Raw genomic sequence first — 23,159 nt, forward strand, 5'->3', positions numbered from 1 at the left:
CGGCGTGTCCTGCTCCGCAGGGATCACGAGTCCGTTACAGTCGGGCGGGTCAATCGCGATTCCCCGCGAGGAGGTCATGGTGCGAGAGCTTCGAGTGGTCGGCCTCGAGCCCGACGGAACGCACGTCGTGCTCGCCGATCCCGGAAACGGCGACAGATTCCGCATCCCGATCGACGAGACGCTCCGCGCCGCCTCCCGAGGTGACCTCGCCCGCCTCGGGCAGATCCAGATCGAGACCACCAGTCAGCTGCGCCCCCGCGAGATCCAGGCTCGCATCCGCTGCGGCGCTTCCGTCGAGCAGGTCGCCGAGGAGGCCGGGATCCCGCTCGCGAAGGTGGAGCGGTTCGCCTACCCGGTGCTCCTCGAGCGCTCCCGCGCGGCCGAGATGGCTCAGCAGGGTCATCCGTTGCGTCCGGACGGCCCGGCCGTGCACACCCTCGCCGAGATCGTCGCCCAGGCCTTCCGTGCCCGCGGGCACAGCATCGACGCCGCCACCTGGGACGCGTGGCGCGACGACGAGGGTCACTGGGTGGCTCAATTGCAGTGGGACGCCGGCCGGTCCACCAACGCCGCGCACTGGCGCTACCAGCCCGACGCCCACGGCGGCACGATCCTCCCGCTCGACGACACCGCCACCGAACTGATCGATCCGGACTGCGGGCGGCCGCTGCGCTGCCTCACGCCGGTGTACACGGCGCGCGACGTCGACGACACCGGAGACAACGACGGGTCCGACCGGGAGGACGTCGTCGCCGAGACGCTCACTCTCGATCCGCCGCCCGCGGTCATCGACGCGGAGGTCGAGGAGGTCCGTCCCGCGGCGGCGAGCCTGCCCGACCCCGCCGTGGACGAGGACCGGCCGAAGCTGGCGCCGCAGCAGAATCCGGGTAAGGACAAGCGCGGTAAGCCTGCCCTGCCCTCGTGGGACGACGTGCTGCTCGGCGTGCGCAGCAACGGGCGCGGCTGAGAGCCGGACCCACCGATGGCGGCCGCGACGGTGTCGACCATCTGGTACGTCGACGCCCCCGACCCCGGCGAGGTGCTGCGCGATGCGCGGGCCGATTGCACGACGGCCCACGCACTCGTCGGCCGGCTGCATCCGGGACTGTCGTCCGAGCCGCTGGGCCGGGTGCCGCTCGCGCAGGCCGCGGCCGGGACGGCCGGCCGGGTCTACGTGGGCAGCTTCCCGGGTGTGACGGTGGTGTGCAGTCCGGACCTGGCGGTCATGCGTCCGTCGCAGCTGCCCGAACGCTGGAGGCACACCGTCGCGTCCGAGAACACCTATCTCGTCGTGTCGGATCCCACCGGGGCACGCGGCGCCGTCGGTGCCTGGCGGCGCGGCACGCTGCGACGAGCGTTCGACGCCACGCCCGTCGACATCGTCGAGGACGACGGGCTGCCGTTCGTGTGGGAGCGGCCGTTCTGGGGCGGAGAGTTCCCCATCCGCTGGCCACTGGACGTGCTGCCCCACCCCGAGGCGTTGCCGTTCCACCCCCGCCGGTTCGCCGAGGCCGCCAACGCCGCGTGGCTCGGGTTCCGCTACACGGGCCGCGCCGACGGCGAGCTCGACCCCCACGAGATCGAAGTGTGGGGCTTCGAGCTGTACCGCGAGGGCGAGCGGCCGCCCACCGACCGGGACGCGCCGGGCGCCCGGCCCGCACGACGGCGGTGGTGGCCGCGCCGGATCTCCGCGCCCGGCCGCGTACTGTCCGGACGTACGCGCGCGGAATAGCCGGTGCGGCTGGCAGATTCGTTCGCGGCTGTGGATCGGCTCAGAACGCCGCCGCGGCGAGCAGTGCAATCCAGCCGACCGGGACACCGGCGGCGACACCGGCGGCGATCCACCGCCACAGCGGTACCCGACGCCACCACCACAGGGTGGGGGCGATCCCGGCGGCGACGACGAGGTTGACGATCACCGCGAGCAGTGGGTGCACGCGCCCGAGTTCGAGCCCGAACGCCACGATCGTCACCACGGTGACGACGAGGGCGAAACCCGTCAGCGTCAGCCCCGTCGACCACGGTGTCGACGGGGCGCGCGGGGGCGCGATCACCGCGGGATCCGTACCCGCTCGTAGAACGCCATCGCCGCGGCCGTGGCGACGTTGAGCGAGTCGGTGCCCGGGGCCATCGGAATGCGCGCCCGCACGTCCGTCGCGCGCATCGCGTGCTCGCTCAGCCCCGGACCCTCGGCACCGAGGAGCAGCGCGACCTTCTCCCCCGTCATCGCCTCGGCCAGCGGCACGGCCTCGGGATTCGGGGTGAGCGAGATGAGCTGGAAGCCGCGCCCCCGCAGCCGGTCCAGATCGTGCGGCCACCGTTCGGCGTGCGCGAACGGCACTCGCAGCACATGGCCCATCGAGACCCGCACCGACCGTCGGTACAGCGGGTCGGCGCAGCCCTTGCCGAACACGACGGCATCGACACCGAGGCCGGCGGCGTTGCGGAACATCGAGCCGAGGTTCTCGTGGTCGTTGACACCCTCGAGCACCGCCACGGTGGTGGCTTTCTCCAGGACGTCGTCGAGGTCGAGCGCCGGTGGCCGGCGCGCCGCGGCGAGCACCCCGCGGTTGAGGTGGAAGCCGACGACCTCAGCCATGACCTCGGCCGAGGTGCGGTAGAACGGCACGTCGACGTCGCGCAGGTCGTCGGCGAGTTCACCGAGACGACGATCCACCCCGAGCAGGCTGCCGGGGGTGAACCGCGAGTCGAGCATCCGCTGGACGACGAGCACGCCCTCCGCGATCACCAGTCCCTTGCCGGCCGGCAGATCGGGCCGGCGATCCGACGAGTTGAGGTCTCGGAAGTCGCCCAGCCGGGGGTCGGCGGGATCCTCGATGTCGACGATGTGCACCACGCCGTCGATTCTCCCAGGCCACGTCCCGGACCCGTCGGCGGGTTCACCGAACACATCCCGGCCACGAGGACCGGGATCGGCTCATTCCGCTTCGCTGACCAGCTTGTTGATGATCTCCACCGCGTCCCCGAGCGTGGCGAGGCTGGCCTCGTCCAAGGTGGCGAGGCGTTCGGTCAGCCACGCCTCGCGGGCCTGCTGTTCGTCGATCAGCAGTGCCCGGCCCGCGTCCGAGAGCGAGACGATGATCTGCCGGCCGTCCGTGGGATGCGGGGTCCGCTCGACGAGCCCGAGCTCGTCGAGCGAGGCGATCACCCGCGTCATGGACGGCGGCTGGACCTTCTCGCGTGCGGCCAGCACACCGGGGGTCATCGCTCCCTCCTGCCTCAGCGTGCTCATGGCCGACAGCTGAGTCAGGGACACCCGGGAATCGGAGCGCCGCCCCCGCAAATGGCGCGTCAGGCGCACGACTGCCAACGAGAGGTCGCCGGCGAGCGTGCGATGTTCCGATGTCATGGCGTGCACAATACGGGACCGACCGGACACATCGCGCCGCATGTCAGGTGAGCAGTTCGGTGATCGGGTCCACCGCGAAGTAGGCGACGAACAAGCCCGCCACCACCCACAGCAACGGGTGCACCGACCGCGCCTTCCCGGCCGCGGCGTGCAGGACGACCCACGTGATGAAGCCGACGCCGATGCCGTTGGCGATCGAGTACGTGAACGGCATGACGACGATCGTGAGGAACGCGGGCAACGCGATGGCGAACTGGGTGAAGTCGATGTCGCGGACCTGCCCGATCATGAGGGCGCCGACCACCACGAGAGCCGGAGCGGCGGCCTCGACGGGCACCATCTCGTAGAGCGGGGTGAGGAACATCGCGGCGAGGAACAGCACGCCGGTCACCACGTTTGCCAGACCGGTGCGCGCCCCCTCGGCGATGCCGGAGGCGGACTCGACAAACACCGTGTTCGACGACGCGGAGCCCACACCGCCGGCGATGGCCCCCGTGCCCTCGACGACGAGGGCACGGCCGATGCCGGGCAGGTTGCCGTCCTTGTCGGTGAGGCCGGCTTCCTTACCCAGGCCGGTCATCGTGCCCATCGCGTCGAAGAAGTTGGCGAGGACGAGGGTGAACACGAGCAGGGTCGCGGCGATCACGCCGATCCGGGTGAACGCACCGAAGAGGTCGACATTGCCCACCAGGCTCAGATCCGGCACGCCGGCGACCTTCTCGGGCACCTCCGGGGTGCTCAGGTTCCAGCCCTTCGGGTCGGTGCCCTGCGACGGCCCGACCCCGGCGACCGCTTCGACGATCGCCGCGACCACCGTGGTCGCGACGATGCCGATGAGCAGACCGCCGGGCATCCGGCGCACGACGAGCACCCCCATGAGCAGCACACCGAACACGAACACCGCGGTCGGCCACGAGGCGATCGAACCGTCGATGCCCAGCCCGACGGGGACGGTGGTGCCGGCCGCGTCCGGCAGGCGGCGCACGAATCCGGCGTCGACCATGCCGATCAGGGCGATGAACGCGCCGATACCGGCCGCGATGGCGGCCTTCAGCTCGGGCGGGATCGCGTTGAACACCGCGGTGCGGAAGCCGGTGACGGCGAGAATCACGATGATGATGCCGTCGATCACCACGAGGCCCATCGCTTCGGGCCAGGTGACCTGGGGCGCGATGGTGACCGCCAGCAGGGTGTTGATGCCCAGGCCGGCCGCGATCGCGAACGGATAGTTGGCGACGATGCCGAAGACGATGCTCATCAGTCCGGCCACCAGCGCGGTGACGGCCGCAACCTGGTTGACGGGCAGGATGTTGCCGAGCACGTCGACCTTGGCCGTGGCGTCGTCCGGGGAGAAGCTGCCCAGGATCAGCGGATTGAGTACCACGATGTAGGCCATCGCGACGAACGTGACGACACCACCGCGCACCTCCCGCGAGACCGTCGATCCCCGTTCGGTGATCTTGAAATAGGTGTCGAGGAAGGAGGTGCCGGTCGCCGTGCCGGACTTCCGCTCTGAGGATTGGGCCATATCGACTTCCGCTCTGGGGTGGGGGTGCGTCGCAACGGGAGATTATTGCAATCGGGCTGGACTAGCCTGAAATCGTGAACGATGCACACACGGTCGCCGAGCGGACCCGGCGCCTCGCCGACCCCCGTCCCGCACTGGCGATCGGCACGGCGCTGTGGACGGTCGCGACGATCGTCGTGCTCGTCGCGGGCGACCGGTGGTCGGCCGCCCTGCCCGTGTGCGTAGCGGGAATCGTCGTGGGACTCTTGGGTTTCACCGTGTTCCTCGTGCAGCGCCGGGCCGCGCGGCTGGGCCGACGCGGCGCGCAGGTCGGACTCGACTGACGAGGGGCCGTGCCGCCCGGTGTCACGGCCGGGGCGACAGCCGGGCCCGCACCCGCGTGATCAACCCCACCCACAGCAACGCCCACAGCGACCCCAGCACCCACCCGGCGACGACGTCGGTCAGCCAGTGCGCCGCGAGGTAGACCCGCGAGAGCCCGACCGCGAGCGTGTAGGCGCCGAGAGCGCAGTACGCCACGAGCGCTCGGTGGCTGCGGGGCGGCGACCGGCGGGCGATCACGGCGGCGAGCACCGTCGCCAGCATCGCGGTCATCATGGCGTGCCCGGACGGGAACGAGTGGGTGGTCAGGTCTATCAGTCGTTCGGGCTGCGGGGGGCGTTCGCGGCCGAACTGCAGCTTGAGCAGGCTCATCAACGGCCAGCCCGTCAGGATCGTCGCGGACAGCAGCAGCGCATCGTCGCGGCGGCCTGCACGCAGCATCAGCACCGTCAGCGCCGCCGTGACGACGGCGATCGCGGTCATGCCTCCCGAGTGGGTGACGGCGGTGAGGAGGGCGGTCAGCGTGGGCTCGCGCAGCTCCACCACACCCTCGAGGGTCGTCGTGTCGATACTCATCGCGGCTCCACCGGCGAGAGCGCCGCGACGGCGGCGGCCAGTCCCGGCGCGGTGCAGTGCGTCGTGCCGCTGCCGTCCACCCACCACGCGACCTCGTGCTCGCCGGTGACCGCGCCCGAGCAGCGCACGGTCAGCCGCTCGTGCACGACGAGCGGTCCGCGCGGCAGCGTCCGCCCCGCGGCGGCCGCCGCGAGCACCGCGGCCGGCTCGTTCCGCCATTCGGTCGCGCGCCCCGGGCCCGTGACGTGGCCGGACACCTCGGCCGACGCGAGGGGCACGTCGAGGAGGTTGGCGAGGACCGGCGCAGTGGGCAGGGTGCCGAGCACGAGCCGGTCGGCGGGAATCACGGCGGCAAGCCACGGCCGGTCCAGGACCAGTGCGTGCGCGGCATCGACGGTCGTCCCGGCGAGGCTGCGGACGGCGTCGGGCAGGTGCAGGTCGTCGAGGTCGAGTACTCCGGTGGCGCTCGCCGCGGTCAGGGCGGCGTGGGCGTGGACGGTGACGGCCGGGGCGGGGGTGCGGCCGGGATCGGCGAGGAGGTCGAGGAGCAGCGCGGCGGTCTCGGTGCTCTCGACGTCCGTCGCGGCCAGACACGACCGCAGACGGTCCGCCTCCGGGTGCGGGCAGGGGTCGAGCAGCCCGGCGAACGCGTCGTCGTCGGGGGCACGCAGATGCCCGAGGGTCCGGCCGTCCAGCGTCGCGAAGGTACGCAGCCACCAGGCGGTGTAGCCGCGACGGTCGTCGAGGGCCGCGGCAGTGCCGGGATCGGCGACGAGGAGCGACAGGGCCCGGTCCCAGCACGCATCGTCGACCAGGTCGAGATCGCGCACGGCCACGAGCAGTTCGGGGTCCCCGTCGAGGGTTTCCCACCACTGTTCCTCGTCGGGCAGGTCGTGATCGGGACCGGTGGGCAGTTCGGCGCGCAGCACGGTGAAACCCCATCCCACGCCGACCGCCCGCAGCGCGTCCACGTCGTACCGTTCGGCCACCTGCGGATCGAGGGTGGCGAACGGCGCGTCCGCCACCAGCACCTCGGCGAGGGGCGCCTCCGGCAGCAACAGTTCGTCCGCGGGCACGAGTTCACCGTCGACGTCGGGCAGCAGCAGCGCTCCGAGTTCCCGGGGCACCGCCCCGGCCGGTACCTGCGCGGCCAACCGGAGCACTACGTCCGCCAGTTCGGCCGTCGCCTCGGAGTCTGCGGCGTCGACGTCCTCGACCGCCGCGAGCAGCGCCGGATCCGCGAGCAGATCCGCCGCCGTGACCGTGCCGGCGCCGAGCCGGGTGAGCAGCGGGTGCGCGGCGTCGGGATGCACGAGACGCATCCACGGCAGCCGCAGCGGCCCGACGTCCGTGCCCAGCACGACGGTCCTCGGCCCGGTCACGGTGCGCCCGTCCGACAGCGGGACCGGGATCGCGGCGAGTTCCTCGGCGACCACCGCGTCGACGACCAACGGGGTGAGCGCCTCGTACAGCCGGTGCCACCACGCGGGCTCACGCTCGACACCGGCGAGCAGCTCGGCGATCCGCGCCGGCCCGAGCCGGTGCACGTCGACGGCACCGAGCGCCGCCGCGTGCCGCGGTCCGCACAGATCGGGCCGGATCAGGCCGGGCACGACGTCGGCGAGGACACCGGCGAGCTCGTCGGTCAGACCGGTCAGCGCGGCGGCGCGGTCCGGGAGCAGATCGTCGCCACCGTCGGCCGGGGGCAGCCACGGATGCGCGCGCAGCTCCTGCAGCACGGCCTCCCGCAGCAGCGCGTCGACCTCGCTGCGTGCGAAACCGGGAACCGGAACCATCGACGGCCGTTGCCGCGGGGGCAGGGCCGCGACGAAGTCGGCGTAACCGCGGGCGAGCCCGGCCACGGGGGCGCCGGGGAGCAGGCGGCGCCGGTCGGGTTGCATGGGCACGTCGGCGATCACCAGCGCGGGCAGCGAGAGTTCCTCGTCCGAGCGGGTGGGAGCACGCAGCACGTCCTGTGACACCGGTACCGGCACCCCGTCCACGACCGGAACGAGCCAGCGGGCGTGCGGGCCCGCGTACTCCCACCAGGTCCGCTCCCCCACGGCAACGACGCGCAGTCCGGACTCGGTGTCGGTGCAGGTGCGGGTGAGCGCGCGATCGCCGACCGTGACGGTGGTCAGGGCGGGCAGCTCGAGGAGCAGGTCGACGGCCTCCGTGGCGAACCCGCCGAGCAGCGCGTCGGCGTCGATGCCGGCACGCAGCCGCAGCACCACCTCGGTGTCCCAGCCCGGTGCGGGCGGCGTGGGCACCGGCCAGGCGAGGCGCAGCACCGGAACGCCGGACTCCGGGACGGGTAGGTCGCGGTCGGCGAGCGCGTCCCGGGTGCGTTCGGCGGAGAAGTGGATCGAGCCGGAACGCGAACGGATCTCGATGTCCGCGCTGACCGCGGCGACGGCGGTGAACCCGACCCCGAACCGGCCGACCCCGCTCGTCTTGCTCGACGCGCGCAGTGCCGTCAACGCCTGCACGCCGGTCTCGTCGAGCACCGCGCCGGTGTTCGCGACGTGCAGGTCGTCGCCGTCCCGCCACAGGCACAGCGCCCCCGGCACGCCCGCGCGCGCAGCGGCGTCGGCCGCATTCTGCGCGAGTTCGGTCAGCACCCGGTTCCGGTAGCCGGCCCGGACGAGGTCGGCCTCGGTGGCGGCGTCCTCCCGCAGCCGGGTCGGGGACGACGCCCAGGCCAGCAGGATGCCCTCGCGCAGCGCCGCTGTCCCGAAGGGGTCGGGGCGCGGCATCGTCAGTCGGTCTGTTCCGGCGGCTCGACCGCGGCGGTCTCGGTGGACTCCGCGGTCCCGGTGGTCTCCGCGGTCCCGGTGGTCTCCGCGGTCCCGGTGCCGGCGGTCCCGTTCTCCGCCGCGGCCTCGCTGCCGACCACCACGGAGGCGCCGTCACGATCGTCCGCGCCGGACCGGGCCTGTGCCGGCGCACCTTCGCCGGCGGACGGCAGGGCAACGACCTCGACAGCGGAGTCGTCGTAGGGCTCGTGGACCGGGGATCCGGCGCCGGTCGGCAGGGTGGTGTCCGAATGGGCTCCACACCCGTACCCCGAATGCACCACGTGGCCGTCGGCGGCGAACTCGTTGCCGCACACCCCGAACGCCGCGCGCAGGGAACCCGCGAGGGGAAGGTAGAACCCGCACAGCCGGCACGTCGAGGGCGCCGCCTTGGCCATCTCCGACTCCGGACCGTAGTCGCCGTCGTGCCAGCGCTGGGCCGCCTCGAGACGTCCCTCGAGGCTCATGACCTGTTTGCGGCCGAGGCCGATCTCGCCGGCCGTCTCGTCGATCTCGGGATCGCCGGTGGCGACATAGCCCGGCACGAGGCGCGGATCCCCGGCCGGCGGGGCGAGCAGATCGCCGGGGCCGAGGTCACCGGGCCGGATCCGCTCGTTCCACGGCACCCACCGGGGCGCGACGAGGGCGTCCGGTCCGGGCAGCAACGCCAGTTCGCTCACCGTCACCCGATCCGAGCCGGGCGCGGCGGCGACGACGACCGCCCACTGCCAGCCTCGGTACCCGGGCAGGTCCGCGGCGAACCGGTGGGTGGCGGCGCAGTCGTCCTCGGCGGCGACGCCCAGGTACGCGCCGACGCCGGTCTCACCGGCGTCCAGCAGCGCGGCCCGCGCGATGTCGACGGCGTCGGCCAGCCGAGGCTGGACGAGCTGTTCGGTAGAGGCGGACGCGGAGCCGGAAGCAACTGAGGAAGGCACACCACTCACGGAGCCCATTCTGCCGCACGGAACCGTCGCCGCGAGCCTCGGCTGCCATCATGTGGGCATGCGCCGACGTCCGCTCTCCGTCGCAGCCGCGGTCGCGGCCGCGGTCGTGGCCGGTGTGGCGGCCGCCGCGTGCGGCTCCGCCCCGGCGGATCCCGGGCCGCCGGTCGAGCGGCTGCGCACCGAAGTCGTGGCCGTGTACCCGCACGATCCTGCCGCGTTCACTCAGGGCCTCGAGGTGTCCGGCGACGAACTGCTCGAGGGCACCGGCCTGTCCGGCCGATCGTGGATCGCGGCGCGGTCGCTGGCCACCGGCGCCGAACGGGTCCGGGTCCCCGTGCCGGACGACATGTTCGGCGAAGGCATCACGGCCGCCGGCGCCACCGTGTGGCAGCTGACGTGGCAGGACGGGGTCGCGATCGCTCGGGACCGGGACACCCTGGCCGAACGCGGCCGCGCCGGCTACGACGGGGAGGGCTGGGGACTGTGCGCACAGAACGACCGGCTGGTGATGAGCGACGGCACGGCGGAACTGACGTTCCGGCACCCCGGGACCTTCGCCGAGACGGGCCGGGTCACGGTACTGCGTGAGGGCCGCGCCGCCACCCGGCTCAACGAACTCGAGTGCACCGACGACGGTGCGGTGTACGCGAACGTGTGGAAGACCGACGAGATCCTGCGCATCGACCCGGACGAGGGCCGGGTGACCGCTGTGGTGGACGCCGGGGCGCTGCGCGAACACCTGACCGAAGGCCGGCGCGAGCGCATCGACGTGCTCAACGGAATCGCCCACCTGCCCGGTACCGATCGCTTCCTCGTCACCGGCAAGTACTGGCCGTCGATGTTCGAGGTGCGGTTCGTGCCGTGACCGCGGCACCGGTGGGGTACGTCGACGAACGCCGATCCGCCCGGTGCGACAGAATTGTGCCGTGACCGATTCGGACGAGGAACGCGCGCACGACGACGCGGACCGTCGTGCCGACGTCGGCGGTCGCCCCCGCCCGTCGGCCCGGGCCCCGCACCCCGGCAACGGCAACTATCCGCCGCCACGGCGCACATCCGCGCGGCGCACTCCCCTGCCACCGCTGCACCCGGTCGAGGACGCTCGCCGGCACCGGGGCGACGACACGTCCCGCGGCGAGCGGGCCGACGCCCCACGGGCCCCGCGGATGCCGCGCAAGCTCACGGTCACGCGCGTCGCGGCGCTACGCAGCCGGGAGCTGACGAGCAAGGGCATCGCGACGTTCCGCCGGGCCGCCACGGCGGACGGCGCGGACCGCTCGGGCCTGACGGCCCTGACCTACGCGACGATGGCGAACTTCGCCAGCGACGCCGCGGTCGCCGTGGCCCTGGCGAACACCCTGTTCTTCTCCGCGGCGACGGGTGAGGACAAGACCAAGGTCGCCCTGTATCTGCTCATCACGATCGCCCCCTTCGCGGTGATCGCCCCGCTGATCGGCCCGCTGCTCGACCGGTTGCAGCACGGCCGTCGGCTGGCGCTGGCCACCTCGTTCGCAGCCCGCACCGTGCTCGCGGTGGTGCTGGTGTTCAACTTCGACAGCTGGGGTCTGTACCCCGCCGCCCTCGCGATGATGGTGCTGTCCAAATCGTTCGCCGTGCTCAAGTCGGCGGTGACACCGCGGGTGCTGCCACCCGAGATCGATCTCGTCCGGGTGAACTCGCGGCTGACGGTCTTCGGCCTGGTGGGCGGCACGATGGGCGCCGGGGCGGTCGCCGCCGCCGCGGCCTGGTTGCTCGGCTCGTCCGGGGCCCTGTGGCTGTGTGCCGCCATCACCGCGTTCGGCGCGTACCTGAGCATGCGGATCCCCTCGTGGGTGGAGGTCACCGAGGGTGAGGTGCCGGCCACGCTGTCGTATCACGGTGCCGAGGCCCGCACCGAAGTGGTCGCTGCACCCGGGCGCGCCACCGGCGGCGGGAAGGGCCGTCGCCAGCCGCTGGGACGGGCCGTGCTCACCGGACTGTGGGGTAACGGCACGATCCGGGTGCTCACCGGTTTCCTGACCTTGTTCATCGCCTTCGTCGCCAAGTCGAGGACCGAGCACGAGCCCTTGGTCCAGGCCGCGATGCTGGGCCTGGTCGGCGCCGCCGCCGCCGTCGGCAACTTCACCGGCAACGCGACCGGCGCGCGACTCACCCTGGGCCGGCCGGCCTTGATCGTGGTGCGCTGCACCGCGGCCGTGACGGTGGTCGCGGCGCTGGCCGCCGCGACGGGCAGCCTGTTCACCGCGGCGCTGGTGGCGCTGGTGGGGGCCTGCGCGAGCGCCCTGGCGAAGGTGTCGCTGGATGCGTCCCTGCAGCAGGACCTCCCGGAGGAGTCCATCGCGTCCGGGTTCGGTCGTTCGGAGACGGTGCTGCAACTGAGCTGGGTGTTCGGTGGGGCGCTGGGGGTGCTGCTGCCCACCGAGTACTGGCTCGGGTTCACCGTGATCACGGTCGTGCTGGCCCTCGGGCTGACGCAGACGATCCTCACCTACCGTGGAGGCACCGTCGTTCCGGGCTTCGGAGGCAAACGCCCGGAACACGCCACCCAGGAGACCACCGGTCGCATCCCGCGGCCAGGCGGACGTACGACGAGAAACGGAACCCGATGAGACTGCAGCCCCGGACGAAGAAGACGATCGCGATCCTGGTGGTCGTGGCGCTGATCGCGATCGGCGGGCTCACCGCGGTCGTGGTCTCCCTCGTCCGGTCGGCACCGCCGAGCCTGCCCACGGTGACGGCGTATGCGCAGGGCCGTACGGTCACGGTCGATCCCGGCCTGTGCAGCGCCGACGGCACGTGCGCCGGCCTGGAGGCGGTGATGCTCGAGGTCCCGGCCGGCATGCCGCTGCAGTTGTCGCTGCCGTCGGAGATCGCGGAGTCCGACTGGCGGCTCAACGTCACCTACGGTGATCTGCGCACCGGTGAGATCTTCGAGGGGTTCCGTGACTACACGCCCGGTCAGGCCCGTGCCGTGACGGTGCCGTCCGATCCCGGAGCGCAGTTGCTGAACGTGGTGCTGCAGCTGCCCGCGACCGGGGAGCAGGCGCCGGTCTGGGCCATCCAGACGTTCTGAGCCACAACGCGCACGCGTTCCGAGCCACAGCGCACGCGAGAGGGGCCTTCCGGTGCAGCACCGGAAGGCCCCTCTCGTTCAGGCGTCAGGCGTCGAGTTCGCGCGCGACGGCGCGCATGACCTCGGAGATCCGCTGGGCGGTCTTGCGCTCGGGATGACGGCCCCTGCGCAGCTCCGGCTGCACGGTGGCCTCGAGGAGCTTGATCATGTCCTCGACCATGCCGTGCAGTTCGTCGGGGGTGTGCCGCTTCTGGGGGGCCGCCTCGCGCCGGCCACCCTGACGGACCGACGGCAACGGCTCGAGCAGTTTCAGACTGAGGGCCTGCGGCCCGCGGCGGCCCGCGGCCATGCCGAACTCGACCCGCTGCCCCGGCTTGAGGCCCTCGACCCCGGCCGGGAGCGCGGACGCGCGTACGTAGACGTCCTCGCCCTCCTCCTGGGACAGGAAGCCGAAGCCCTTCTCCACGTCGTACCACTTCACCTTGCCGGTAGGCACTGCGTTCACCCGCTCCTCGACAGCCGTGCCCCGCAGGGCACGAGTGGATATGCAAAACAACGCGCCCCGCTTCGAGTGCGGGACGCGCAGACATGCGTCAGTGTACCCGTGGCGGAGTCCGCTTCCGAAAGTCCGGCGAAGGCGCGCCGGGCCGCGGAAGCACTACGGTGGAATGCGTGGGTACCTCCAGTTCTTCCGTACCGGGCAACGGCCTGCTCAAGGCCGCGCTGGCCTGCTTCGTGGTCGGGGTCGTCGCCGTCGTGGCGATCTTCCTGACCCCCGTCGTCACCGACGGCCGGCCGGGCCTGGTCCTGTATCTGCTGACTCTCGCCTGGCCGCTCGGTTTCGTGCTGGCCTTGACCTTCGCGCTGCGCTCCGGCCGGCGCGCCCGCGGAAGGGACCGCACGTGAGGATTCTGCTCAACATCATCTGGCTGGTCTTCGGCGGTCTCTGGCTGGCGCTGGGGTACTTCCTGGCGGGCCTGATCTGCTTCGTGCTGATCATCACCATCCCGTTCGGCATCGCGGCGTTCCGCATCGGCGTGTACGCGCTGTGGCCGTTCGGCAAGACGGTGGTGGACAAGCCCACGGCGGGGGCGGGTTCGCTGATCGGCAATGTGATCTGGGTGGTCGTCGCCGGCATCTGGCTCGCCCTGGGGCACGTCGTGACGGCGATCGCGATGGCGATCACGATCATCGGCATCCCGCTGGCACTCGCGAATCTGAAGATGGTGCCGATCTCGTTGCTGCCGCTCGGGAAGGACATCGTCCCGGTGGACAACCGCCCGGGTTACGTGTGACGTTCCTCACATAACGCGAGAATAACGGGGAGGTCGCAGGCCGGGCGCGGCGATGGACTTTCGGCCCTACCTGCGACTTCACTGCGTCACACCGGCCACGTCTGCACCGTGTGCGCGACGCTCGGCGTTATCAATTGGTGACAATCACCGTCCCGAGCCGTTACCGTCGTCTCCGGCCGGTTGGTTCGGCCACCCCGGGCCCGTCGCGCCAAATCCTGCTCCGCGGGTTCCCGGTGTCCCGACGAACGATCCACGGGAGCAGGAAGCGGGGGACCCACACGGTCTCCCAGGGAACACCGATTCCCAGGAGGCACCCGGATCGTCGCCACGTCGACGGTCCTCGGGGTGAAGCCGAATCGCCCACCGGCGAGGAGGCCGGGCTACCTCTTCAGCCCGAACCCGACAGCTGACCTCGCAGGCGCGTACGGAGAGGAACCGGAACCGACATGAGCGGACGCCATCGCAAACCCACCACCACCGGCCGCACCGTCGCCAAGTTCGCGCTGACCAGCGCTGTTCTCGGCGTCACGGGGGTCGCCTTCAGCGGCACCGCCAACGCCGCTCCCGACTCCGACTGGGATCGCCTCGCGCAGTGCGAGTCCGGCGGCAACTGGGCCATCAACACCGGCAACGGCTACCAGGGTGGCCTGCAGTTCTCCCCCAGCACGTGGAACGCCTACGGCGGCGGCGAGTACGCCGCGACCGCCAACCAGGCCAGCCGTGAAGAGCAGATCGTCGTCGCCGAGCGCGTGCTGGCCGGCCAGGGCTGGGGCGCATGGCCGTCCTGCTCCTCGAGCCTCGGCCTGAGCAGTGCGCCGACGGAGCGCAGCGCCCCGTCCACGAGCGCCGGCACCGTCCAGAACGCCCCGGTCGTCGAGACCGCCCCCGAGGTGCCCCAGGTGCCTGCCCTGCCCGCCGAGGCCCAGGGCCTGCGGGCCGGTTTCGAACAGGGTCTCGAGGCCCTGCGCCAGGCCGGCATCGCCGTCGACCAGAACCTCGTCGACGCCGTCAACGCCGCCCTGCCGAACTGACACCCGGCACAGCCGCACGAAAGAGCCCCGCACCTGCAGGTGCGGGGCTCTTTCGCAATCCGGATCAGCGGTTGATGACGGTGCGGGGATGGGTGTACGGCAGGGAGTCGACGGGCAGCGGGAACTCCGTCTCCTCACCGTACGGGGACAGCGGGCCGGAACGAGTCGAGGACAACTCGGTGACGGCGTGGTCCCCGTCCGCCACCTTGGGCCACCCCGGATCGACGTACTGCTTCTTCGAATTGTCAGCCATGCGCTCATTTTGGCAGGCAGGTTCACGGACAGCCACTTCAGGTCTCTAATCTTGGTGTCGATGACCGCCACCGACCCCGCCGCGCCGGAGACCGGCCCGGAGTCACTCGCCCACTGGCTTGCCGACCGCCGCGATGCCGACCTCGGCGAGCTGCTGCGCGCCCGCCCCGACCTGGTGGTCCCGCCACCTGCCACGATGAGCGTCCTGGCCGGCCGCGCACAGCAGCGCGCGTCGGTGTTCCGCGCCGCCGACGAGCTCTCCGTCCTCGACTTCGGGGTGGTCGAGGCCCTGACCCGGCTGGGTGCCGACCGGGAGCCCGTCACGCGACGCGCTCTGCTCGACTCCCTCTCCGGTCGGGTCACGGCCAAGAACATCGACCGGTCCCTCGAGGCACTGCGGCGGCTCTCCCTCGTGTGGGGCCCGGCCGACGGGCTGCGGGTCGTCGAGGCCGCCGCGGCGACCGTGCCGTGGCGCCTCGGCCGCGGTCCCGACCCCGACGGGCTGCCCGACGAACTCGGCGCCGTCCTCGCCGATCTCGACCCGGCCCGGCGCAGCCTGCTCGACACGCTGGCGCGCACCTCCCCCGTGGGCCGGACCCGCGACGCCGCGCCGGGCACCCCCGCCGACCGGCCCGTGCAGCGCCTGATCGCGGCCGGCCTGCTGATCCGGCTCGACGACGAGACCGTCGAACTGCCGCACCGCGTCGGTCAGGCGCTGCGGGAGGAGGCGCCTTTCGACCCCGCAGCCCTCACCCCGCCCCGGCCGCTGCCCGCGACGCACGTCGTCGCCGACGTCAATGCCACCGCGGCCGGAGCCGCCCTCGAACTGCTGCGGCACTGCGAGAATCTGATCGACGCGCTCGGTGCCCTTCCCGCTCCCGCGCTCAAGGCCGGGGGTCTCGGGGTCCGGGAGCTGCGTCGCCTCGCCAAGACCGTCGACGTCGACGAGCATCTCGCCGCACTGCTCGTCGAGCTGCTCGCCGCCGCCGGCCTGATCGCGCGGGGCATGCCGCAGCCCGCGCCGACCACGGACATCGACGACTACTGGGCGCCGACCACCGCCGCCGACGGCTGGTCGAACGCACCCCCCGCGCAGCGCTGGGCCGTGCTCGCCGGCGCGTGGCTCGACGCGCCGCGCCGCATGTGGCTCGTCGGGCGCCGCGATGCGACGGACAAGCCGATCGCCGCACTCTCCGACGAGGTCCGGTCCACCGCCGCACCCCGAGAGCGACGTCTGCTGCTCGAGCTGCTCGCCGAGGTACCCGGGTCGGCGCCCGACGCGGAGGTGGCGCGAGCCGTGCTGGCCTGGCGGCGGCCGCGGTGGGCGGCCCGGCTCGGCGGTGACACGGTGGCCGAGACGCTGCGCGAAGCGACGGCATTGGCCGTCGTCGCGCACGGTGCTCTCGCCTCCCCCGGTAAGGCGCTGCTGCACGGCGGCGACCCCGACGCCGAGATGGCCGCGGTCCTGCCCGAGCCGGTCGACTACGTGCTCGTCCAGGCCGACCTGACGGTGGTCGCGCCCGGTCCGCTGGTACCCGAACTCGCGGACCGCATCGCTCTGGTCGCCGACGTCGAGTCGGCGGGCGCCGCGACCGTGTACCGGGTGACCGAGGCCGGTGTGCGCCGCGCCCTGGATGCCGGCACCGGCGCCGCCGACCTGCACGCCCTGTTCGCCACGCATTCGCGAACGCCGGTCCCCCAGGCGCTGACCTACCTGATCGACGACGTCGCCCGCCGTCACGGCCGGCTCCGCGCCGGGGTCGCCGCCTCGTTCGTCCGCTCCGACGACCCCGCGCTGCTGGCCGAGGTACTCCGGCACCCCGTCGCCGTCCACCTCGCCCTGCGTGCCGTCGCGCCGACGGTCGCGATCTCGCAGGCGCCGCTGGCGGAGGTGCTCGCCGAGCTGCGCGGTGCGGGATTTGCGCCGGCGGGCGAGGACGCAACCGGTGCGGTGCTCGATCTGCGGCCGCGAGGCGCACGGGTGTCGGTGCCGCGGGCACGGCCCCGTTACGCCGGCCCGACCCCGCCGACCGGGGAGCAGCTCGACAACCTGATCCGCACGCTGCGCGCCGGGGACCGGGCCGCGGCCGCCCCGCGTGGGACCACGGTCCGTGGTGACGGCTCCCGCACCGGCGGTGCCGCGACGATGGCGCTGCTGCAGCTCGCCGCGCGCGACAAGCGCAGCGTCCGGATCGGCTACGTCGACGCGCAGGGTGTCGCCACTCATCGCATCGTCGATCCGGTCGCCGTCGGCGGCGGACAGCTCGAGGCGTTCGACCCGGCCGCGGGCACGGTCCGCAGTTTCGTGCTGCACCGCATCACCACGGTCGCCCTCGTCGACTGACGGCGGCGGTGGCGGCCCGGCGGTCCCGCCTGGAGAATGGAGAGGTTGTTCTCTGTTCCCGTGCTAGGAGGCGTCCGTGCCCGACGGACCGTTGATCGTCCAGTCCGACAAGACCCTGCTCCTCGAGGTCGACCATGCGCTCGCCAACGAGGCCCGACAGGCGATCGCTCCGTTCGCCGAACTCGAACGCGCCCCCGAGCACGTGCACACCTACCGCGTCACCCCCCTGGCGTTGTGGAACGCCCGGGCGGCGGGGCACGACGCCGAGCAGGTCGTCGACGCGCTCGTCACGCACTCCCGCTTCGCCGTCCCGCAGCCGCTGCTCGTCGACATCGTCGACACCATGGCCCGCTACGGACGGCTGCAGCTGGTGAAGAATCCCGCGCACGGTCTGACCCTGGTCAGTCTCGACCGGGCAGTGCTCGAGGAGGTGATGCGCAACAAGAAGATCGCCCCGATGCTCGGCGCCCGCATCGACGACGACACCGTGATCGTGCATCCGAGCGAGCGCGGCCGGCTCAAGCAGATGCTGCTCAAGGTCGGCTGGCCCGCCGAGGACCTCGCCGGCTACGTCGACGGGGAGGCGCACGCGATCAGCCTCGACTTCGAGTCCCACCCCTGGCATCTGCGGGACTACCAGGAGATGGCCGCGGACTCGTTCTGGGCCGGCGGCTCCGGTGTGGTCGTGCTGCCCTGCGGCGCGGGCAAGACGATGGTGGGTGCGGCCGCGATGGCCAAGGCCGGTGCCACCACCTTGATCCTGGTGACCAACACCGTGGCGGGACGGCAGTGGAAGCGCGAACTGATCGCGCGCACGTCGCTCACCGAGGAGGAGATCGGCGAGTACTCCGGGGAGAAGAAGGAGATCCGCCCGGTCACCATCGCCACCTACCAGGTGATCACCCGCAAGTCGAAGGGCGAGTACCGCAACCTCGAGCTGTTCGACTCCCGCGACTGGGGGCTGATGATCTACGACGAGGTGCATCTGCTGCCCGCACCGGTGTTCCGGATGACCGCCGATCTGCAGTCCCGGCGCCGGCTCGGCCTCACTGCGACGCTCGTGCGCGAGGACGGCCGCGAGGGTGACGTGTTCTCCCTGATCGGTCCCAAGCGCTACGACGCGCCGTGGAAGGACATCGAGGCGCAGGGCTGGATCGCGCCCGCGGAGTGCGTCGAGGTGCGGGTGACCCTGACCGACGCGGAACGGATGGCGTACGCGGTCGCCGAGCCCGAGGAACGGTACAAGCTGTGCTCGACCGCGCACACGAAGATCGCGGTGGTGAAGTCGATCCTCGACCGGCACCGCGACTCCCCCACCCTGATCATCGGCGCGTACCTCGATCAGCTCGACGAGCTGGGCGAGGCGCTGGACGCCCCGGTGATCAAGGGCTCGACCCGGAACAAGGAGCGCGAGGAGCTGTTCGACCGCTTCCGCGCCGGTGATCTGAAGGTGCTCGTCGTGTCCAAGGTCGCGAACTTCTCGATCGACCTGCCCGAGGCCTCCGTGGCGGTGCAGGTGTCCGGCACGTTCGGTTCGCGGCAGGAGGAGGCGCAGCGTCTCGGCCGGTTGCTGCGTCCCAAACACGACGGCGGGCAGGCGCACTTCTACTCGGTCGTCGCGCGCGACACCCTCGACGCCGAGTACGCCGCGCACCGGCAGCGGTTCCTCGCCGAGCAGGGCTATGCGTACCGGATCACCGATGCCGACGATCTGCTCGGGCCCACCATCGGCTGACTGGTTCAGCCGGCCGGGAGGCGGTACTCCTGTTCCGGGCGTCCCGTGCTGCCGTACCGCAGCTGCATCCGCAGCTGCCCCTTGGTGACGAGCGCGGCGAGATAACGCTGAGCCGTCGCGCGGGACACCCCGATCGTCACCGCCACCTCCCCCGCCGACATGGGCGTCGCCGACGACGAGAGTGCTTGCAGAACAAGCTCTTTGGTCACCGAACGGGGCGCCCGGTCGGCGGTGCCCGACGGCGCGGGCCGCAGCGCGGCGAGCGCCGAGTCGATCTCGGCCTGGGTGAGTTCGGCTCCGGCGACCAGACGCCGGTACTGCGCGTACGCCGACAACCGGCGGGCCAGTTCGGTATTGGGAAACGGCTTGACCAGATAGCCCGAGGCGCCGGCGGCCAGCGCGGCCCGCACCGTCGCGCCCTCGGACGCCGCACCGAGGACGAATGCGTCGCAGTCGAGTTCTCGGATCAGCCCGATGCCGGAACCGTCTGGCAGGTACACGTCCACGAGCGCGAGATCGATCGCGGTCTCGCGGACCGCGGCGCGGGCGGCCGCGAGGGTGCCGGCGACCGCCGCCACCCGGAACCCGGCGACCGCGGCGACCACGCTCGCGTGCAGCTCCGCGACCCGGAAGTCGTCGTCGACGACGAGCACCGTCAGATCGGATCCGCCCATCCGGTGTCTCCTTCGTCGAGTACGTCGGTCAGGGTGGCGACGAACACCGCGCCACCCGTGGGATTGTCCGGGGTGCGCCGCCCGCCGGGATCGGCGAGGGTCACATCGCCGCCGTGCTGCCGGGCCACCTGCCGCGCCAGGGCCAGGCCCATGCCGCGACCACCCGGGACGGCACCGTCGGCGTGGGTGGTGACGCCCTCGCCGAAGATCTCCCCGGTCCGTCCGGCCGCGATCCCCGCGCCGGTGTCCGCGACGGCCACGTGCAGGTCGCGGCCGGCCTCGACGAGTTCGACCTCCACCTCGGCGGGGTCGTGCCCGTGTTCGCGAGCCGCCTCGATCGCGTTGTCGAGCAGATTGCCCAGCACGGTCGTGACGTCCACGGGGCATCGGACGGTGCCCCGCACCCAGGTGTTCTCACCGAGAACGAGCGCTACCCCGCTCTCCCGCGCGTGGGCAGCCTTGGCGGTGAGAAAGGCGTGCAGGTACGGATCGGCGACGGCGTCGAGCCCGTCGAGGGGCCGGCCCGCCGGTCCGGCGCCGAGGAGCTGCTCGAGGTACTCGGTGGCCTGCACGCTGCGTCCCTGCTGCAGCAGGCCGTAGAGCAGATGCAGACGATTGGCGGTCTCGTGGCGCTGGGCCCGCAGCGCGGTGGTCAGCGACTGCACGGCGTCCAGCTCACGGGTGAGCTTCTCGACGTCGGTCCGGTCGCGCACCGACATCACGGTGCCCAGGTCGCGCCCGTCGCGCCGGACACGACGCGCCACGGCGAGGACGATCCGGTCACCCACGGCCGCCGCCACCGGCTCGTCGCGGGGGCTGCGCGCGACGTCGAGCAGGCGCGGCGTCAGGCCGACGTCCTCGAGCCGGTCCCCCGCCCCGCCCCGCAGGTCGAGCAGCCGGCGGGCCTCTGCATTGACGACGGTGACCGTCCCCTCGGTGTCGGCACCGATCACCCCTTCCCCGATGCCGTGGAGCACGACCTCCTGCTCGCGGACCAGCTCGGCCAGCTGCTCGGGTTCGAGGCCGAGGGTCAGCCGCTTCCACCGCCGGGCCAGCAGCGCCGAGCCCGCGGCACCGCAGGCCAGGGCCCCGGCTGCGACGACAGACGCCTGCGCGACGTCCTCGCGTAGTTCCGACCGGATGCGGTCGGTGGCGATGCCGACGCTGACCTCGCCCACGACCCGGTCCGAGCCGGGGGCGACGACCGGCACCTTGGCGCGGACGGAGTCGCCCAGGGTGCCGCGCTCGCTGCGTACCACTTCCCGGCCGGCCAGGACCTCGTCCGGGTCGGTGCTGACGCGCAGTCCGAGCAGGTCGGGGTCGGGATGGGCCAGGCGCAGCCCCTGCTCGTCCGTGACCACCACGAACAGCGCGCCCGTGGTGCCGCGGACCGCCTCGGCGGCCTGCTGGACGGTCCCGGAGGCGAGTTCCGGGTTGCCGGGTGCGACGACCCCGTCGTCGGCGGCGGCGAGCCGGGCCACCTCGGCCCGGGGCGTGGCATCGACTGCCACGGTCCGGGCGACGGCGAGGGCCCGTTGTCCGTGCTCGTCGGTGACGCGGTGCTCGGTGGTGGTGACGAACGCCGCGAATCCCAGCCCGAGGGCCGCCGCGACGACGGCGGACTGCAACAGCAGCACCTGGGTCCGCAGCCTCACGACGCCTCCGGTGGTTCCGGGTCCGACACGATCGATCCGTTTCCCGCGACGGTACGTCGCCGCCGGGCTCAGCCGAGCGGGATCTGACCCAGTGCGACGCCCACGACCAGCATCGTGAGCGAGACGATCGTCGCACGCCACAGCACCTTGCGGTGGTGGTCGGCGAGCTGCACGCCGGCGAGGGTGACGAGCAGCAGGATCGCGGGCACGAGCGGGCTCTGCATGTGTACGGGCTGGCCGGTGATCGAGGCGCGGGCCATCTCGACCGGTTCGATCCCGTACTGGGCGGCGGTCTCGGCGAGCACCGGCAGCACCCCGAAGTAGAAGGCGTCGTTGGTCATGAAGAACGTGAACGGAATGCTGAGCACACCCGTGATCACCGCGAGGAACGGTCCGAGCGCGTCCGGGATCACCCCGGTCAGCCACAGCGCCATCGACTCCACCATGCCGGTGCCCTGGAACACCCCGGTCAGCACGGCCGCGGCGAACACCATGGCGACCACCGACACGATGCTCGACGAGTGCCGGACGATCGCCTCGGACTGGTCGGCCACGCGCGGGAAGTTCACCGCCAGCGCCAGACCGGCGGCGATCATGAACAGCACGGGGATGGGCAGGACGTCGAGGCCGAGGACGACGAGCAGGGCGACGGTGAGCAGGGCGTTGAACGGCAGCAGCTTCGGTCGCAGCGTCGCGCGGTTCGGATCGAGGGCGGCGGCGAATCTCCCGGTCTCGTCGTCGCCGCCGTCGGCGCCCGGACCGGCCCCGGTCGCTCGGGATCCTCCCGATCCACCGGAGCCGGTCGATCCGCCGCGGCCGACACCCGCCAGGACCGGTTCCGCGGTCCACACCAGCTTGCCGAGACGCCGGCGTTCCATGACGCCGAGGTGCAGCGCGAAGCCGAGCACGACGACGAGGCCCACGAGCAGCGAGGGGATCATCGGCACGAACACGTCCGACGGGGACAGGCCCAGGGCGCTGGCGGCACGGACCGTCGGCCCGCCCCACGGGATGATGTTCATCGTCGCGTTCGACAGGCCCGCGACGACCGTCAGGATCACGGGGCTCACCCGCAGCTTCAGGTACAGCGGCAACATCGCCGACGTCGTGATGATGAACGTGGTCGAGCCGTCGCCGTCGAGGGAGACGATCATCGCCAGCACCGCCGTGCCGACGACGAGCCGCGCCGGGTCGTCGCGCACGAGTCGCAAGATCAGCCGCACCAGCGGGTCGAACAGGCCGACGTCGATCATGATCCCGAAGAAGATGATTGCGAAGAACAGCAGCGCCGCGGTCGGGGCCAGGTCGGTGACGCCGTCGATGATCATGTCGCCGAGATCGAGTCCGGCGCCGGCGAACAGCCCGAAGGCGACCGGGACCAGGATGAGACCGACGACGGGCGTGGCCCTCTTGGACAGGATCAGGTACATGAAGACGGCGACCATGAGGAAGCCGAGGAAGACAAGCATGATCTGCTCGCTTTCGTCTGGGACGGTGCGGAGGAGGTTCGAGAACCGGGTCGCTGCCCGGTGTGATCCCTGCTACACCGAAGTGTGAGGCCGCCCA

23 protein-coding genes and 1 riboswitch are annotated in these 23,159 nt (G+C 72.2%); of the genes, 11 read left to right on the top strand and 12 right to left on the bottom strand.

Translation table 11 applies throughout. From position 1 onward, the window contains the following. Positions 1 to 79: 79 nt before the first annotated feature. Positions 80 to 967: a septation protein SepH gene (sepH, locus tag QYS60_RS08220; protein WP_371382894.1), complete on the top strand. Its 888-nt coding sequence runs from the start codon at positions 80 to 82 to the stop codon at positions 965 to 967. Positions 968 to 982: 15 nt separating this feature from the next. After that, positions 983 to 1,732: a hypothetical protein gene (locus tag QYS60_RS08225; RefSeq protein ID WP_371382872.1), complete on the top strand. Its 750-nt coding sequence runs from the start codon at positions 983 to 985 to the stop codon at positions 1,730 to 1,732. Between the two features lie 40 nt (positions 1,733 to 1,772). Here QYS60_RS08225 and QYS60_RS08230 read toward each other — a convergent pair whose 3' ends face one another. The 4 genes from QYS60_RS08230 to QYS60_RS08245 form a co-directional block, all read right to left on the bottom strand. Continuing rightward, positions 1,773 to 2,054, bottom strand: a complete 282-nt coding sequence (locus tag QYS60_RS08230; RefSeq protein ID WP_003936407.1) for a DUF2537 domain-containing protein — start codon at positions 2,052 to 2,054, stop codon at positions 1,773 to 1,775. Next, positions 2,051 to 2,857, bottom strand: a complete 807-nt coding sequence (locus QYS60_RS08235) for an RNA methyltransferase (RefSeq protein ID WP_289377731.1) — start codon at positions 2,855 to 2,857, stop codon at positions 2,051 to 2,053. The genes QYS60_RS08230 and QYS60_RS08235 overlap by 4 nt, the downstream gene beginning before the upstream one ends. 81 nt (positions 2,858 to 2,938) lie before the next feature. Continuing rightward, complete coding sequence (locus QYS60_RS08240; protein ID WP_003936409.1) at positions 2,939 to 3,370, bottom strand: MarR family winged helix-turn-helix transcriptional regulator; 432 nt, start codon at positions 3,368 to 3,370, stop codon at positions 2,939 to 2,941. A gap of 43 nt (positions 3,371 to 3,413) precedes the next feature. Then, positions 3,414 to 4,898 carry an NCS2 family permease gene (locus QYS60_RS08245; protein ID WP_371382873.1) on the bottom strand — a complete coding sequence of 495 codons (1,485 nt, stop codon included), beginning with the start codon at positions 4,896 to 4,898 and terminating at the stop codon, positions 3,414 to 3,416. A gap of 74 nt (positions 4,899 to 4,972) precedes the next feature. Here QYS60_RS08245 and QYS60_RS08250 point away from each other — a divergent pair, with 74 nt between their 5' ends. Next, positions 4,973 to 5,221, top strand: a complete 249-nt coding sequence (locus QYS60_RS08250) for a DUF2530 domain-containing protein (protein WP_003936411.1) — start codon at positions 4,973 to 4,975, stop codon at positions 5,219 to 5,221. Positions 5,222 to 5,243: 22 nt separating this feature from the next. Here QYS60_RS08250 and QYS60_RS08255 read toward each other — a convergent pair whose 3' ends face one another. Genes QYS60_RS08255 through QYS60_RS08265 form a run of 3 tightly spaced genes read right to left on the bottom strand, consistent with a single transcriptional unit; the run spans position 5,244 to position 9,543 of the window. Then, the gene (locus QYS60_RS08255; RefSeq protein ID WP_371382874.1) at positions 5,244 to 5,879 is read right to left on the bottom strand and encodes a phosphatase PAP2 family protein; all 636 of its coding nucleotides are present in this window, start codon (positions 5,877 to 5,879) and stop codon (positions 5,244 to 5,246) included. After that, complete coding sequence (locus QYS60_RS08260) at positions 5,792 to 8,551, bottom strand: sacsin N-terminal ATP-binding-like domain-containing protein (RefSeq protein WP_371382875.1); 2,760 nt, start codon at positions 8,549 to 8,551, stop codon at positions 5,792 to 5,794. The genes QYS60_RS08255 and QYS60_RS08260 overlap by 88 nt, the downstream gene beginning before the upstream one ends. Before the next feature lie 2 nt (positions 8,552 to 8,553). After that, the gene (locus tag QYS60_RS08265) at positions 8,554 to 9,543 is read right to left on the bottom strand and encodes a DUF3027 domain-containing protein (protein WP_371382876.1); all 990 of its coding nucleotides are present in this window, start codon (positions 9,541 to 9,543) and stop codon (positions 8,554 to 8,556) included. A 49-nt stretch (positions 9,544 to 9,592) separates the two neighbouring features. Between QYS60_RS08265 and QYS60_RS08270 the strand changes: the two genes are divergently transcribed. The 3 genes from QYS60_RS08270 to QYS60_RS08280 all read left to right on the top strand — a co-directional run bounded on the left by QYS60_RS08270 (position 9,593) and on the right by QYS60_RS08280 (position 12,607). Continuing rightward, positions 9,593 to 10,399, top strand: coding sequence for a glutaminyl-peptide cyclotransferase (locus QYS60_RS08270; RefSeq protein WP_371382877.1), 807 nt, complete (start codon positions 9,593 to 9,595; stop codon positions 10,397 to 10,399). A gap of 61 nt (positions 10,400 to 10,460) precedes the next feature. Further along, entirely contained in the window at positions 10,461 to 12,143 is a 1,683-nt protein-coding gene (locus QYS60_RS08275) for an MFS transporter (RefSeq protein WP_371382878.1), read from the top strand. Continuing rightward, positions 12,140 to 12,607, top strand: coding sequence for a DUF2771 family protein (locus tag QYS60_RS08280; protein ID WP_289377736.1), 468 nt, complete (start codon positions 12,140 to 12,142; stop codon positions 12,605 to 12,607). Before QYS60_RS08275 ends, QYS60_RS08280 begins: the two co-directional genes overlap by 4 nt. 85 nt (positions 12,608 to 12,692) lie before the next feature. Here the strand turns inward: QYS60_RS08280 and QYS60_RS08285 are convergent, their stop codons facing one another. Continuing rightward, on the bottom strand, positions 12,693 to 13,103 hold the full coding sequence (locus QYS60_RS08285; protein ID WP_193788702.1) for a cold-shock protein: 411 nt from the start codon (positions 13,101 to 13,103) through the stop codon (positions 12,693 to 12,695). 167 nt (positions 13,104 to 13,270) lie between these two features. On the opposite strand from QYS60_RS08285, the gene QYS60_RS08290 reads away from it, so the two are divergent. From QYS60_RS08290 to QYS60_RS08300, 3 genes are all read left to right on the top strand, one after another. Further along, entirely contained in the window at positions 13,271 to 13,513 is a 243-nt protein-coding gene (locus QYS60_RS08290) for a hypothetical protein (RefSeq protein WP_289377737.1), read from the top strand. Beyond that, positions 13,510 to 13,902, top strand: coding sequence for a YccF domain-containing protein (locus QYS60_RS08295; protein WP_054371186.1), 393 nt, complete (start codon positions 13,510 to 13,512; stop codon positions 13,900 to 13,902). Before QYS60_RS08290 ends, QYS60_RS08295 begins: the two co-directional genes overlap by 4 nt. A gap of 284 nt (positions 13,903 to 14,186) precedes the next feature. After that, a riboswitch (cyclic di-AMP (ydaO/yuaA leader) is annotated at positions 14,187 to 14,339 on the top strand. A 9-nt stretch (positions 14,340 to 14,348) separates the two neighbouring features. Next, positions 14,349 to 14,933, top strand: coding sequence for a resuscitation-promoting factor Rpf1 domain-containing protein (locus QYS60_RS08300; RefSeq protein WP_371382879.1), 585 nt, complete (start codon positions 14,349 to 14,351; stop codon positions 14,931 to 14,933). A gap of 64 nt (positions 14,934 to 14,997) precedes the next feature. On the opposite strand, the gene QYS60_RS08305 is transcribed toward QYS60_RS08300, so the two are convergent. Beyond that, the gene (locus QYS60_RS08305; RefSeq protein WP_289377739.1) at positions 14,998 to 15,186 is read right to left on the bottom strand and encodes a hypothetical protein; all 189 of its coding nucleotides are present in this window, start codon (positions 15,184 to 15,186) and stop codon (positions 14,998 to 15,000) included. A gap of 60 nt (positions 15,187 to 15,246) precedes the next feature. Between QYS60_RS08305 and QYS60_RS08310 the strand changes: the two genes are divergently transcribed. Then, on the top strand, positions 15,247 to 17,529 hold the full coding sequence (locus QYS60_RS08310; protein ID WP_371382880.1) for a helicase-associated domain-containing protein: 2,283 nt from the start codon (positions 15,247 to 15,249) through the stop codon (positions 17,527 to 17,529). A gap of 76 nt (positions 17,530 to 17,605) precedes the next feature. Beyond that, on the top strand, positions 17,606 to 19,264 hold the full coding sequence (locus QYS60_RS08315; RefSeq protein ID WP_289380903.1) for a DNA repair helicase XPB: 1,659 nt from the start codon (positions 17,606 to 17,608) through the stop codon (positions 19,262 to 19,264). A gap of 5 nt (positions 19,265 to 19,269) precedes the next feature. On the opposite strand, the gene QYS60_RS08320 is transcribed toward QYS60_RS08315, so the two are convergent. The 3 genes from QYS60_RS08320 to QYS60_RS08330 form a co-directional block, all read right to left on the bottom strand. Continuing rightward, positions 19,270 to 19,938, bottom strand: coding sequence for a response regulator (locus tag QYS60_RS08320; RefSeq protein WP_003936424.1), 669 nt, complete (start codon positions 19,936 to 19,938; stop codon positions 19,270 to 19,272). Continuing rightward, a complete protein-coding gene (locus QYS60_RS08325; protein ID WP_371382881.1) occupies positions 19,920 to 21,593 on the bottom strand; it encodes an ATP-binding protein in 1,674 nt (557 codons plus the stop codon). The genes QYS60_RS08320 and QYS60_RS08325 overlap by 19 nt, the downstream gene beginning before the upstream one ends. Before the next feature lie 68 nt (positions 21,594 to 21,661). Then, positions 21,662 to 23,062, bottom strand: coding sequence for a CitMHS family transporter (locus QYS60_RS08330; RefSeq protein WP_371382882.1), 1,401 nt, complete (start codon positions 23,060 to 23,062; stop codon positions 21,662 to 21,664). Positions 23,063 to 23,159 lie beyond the last annotated feature (97 nt).

Source organism: Rhodococcus sp. GXMU-t2271 (assembly GCF_041414735.1).
Lineage (GTDB): Bacteria > Actinomycetota > Actinomycetes > Mycobacteriales > Mycobacteriaceae > Rhodococcus > Rhodococcus indonesiensis.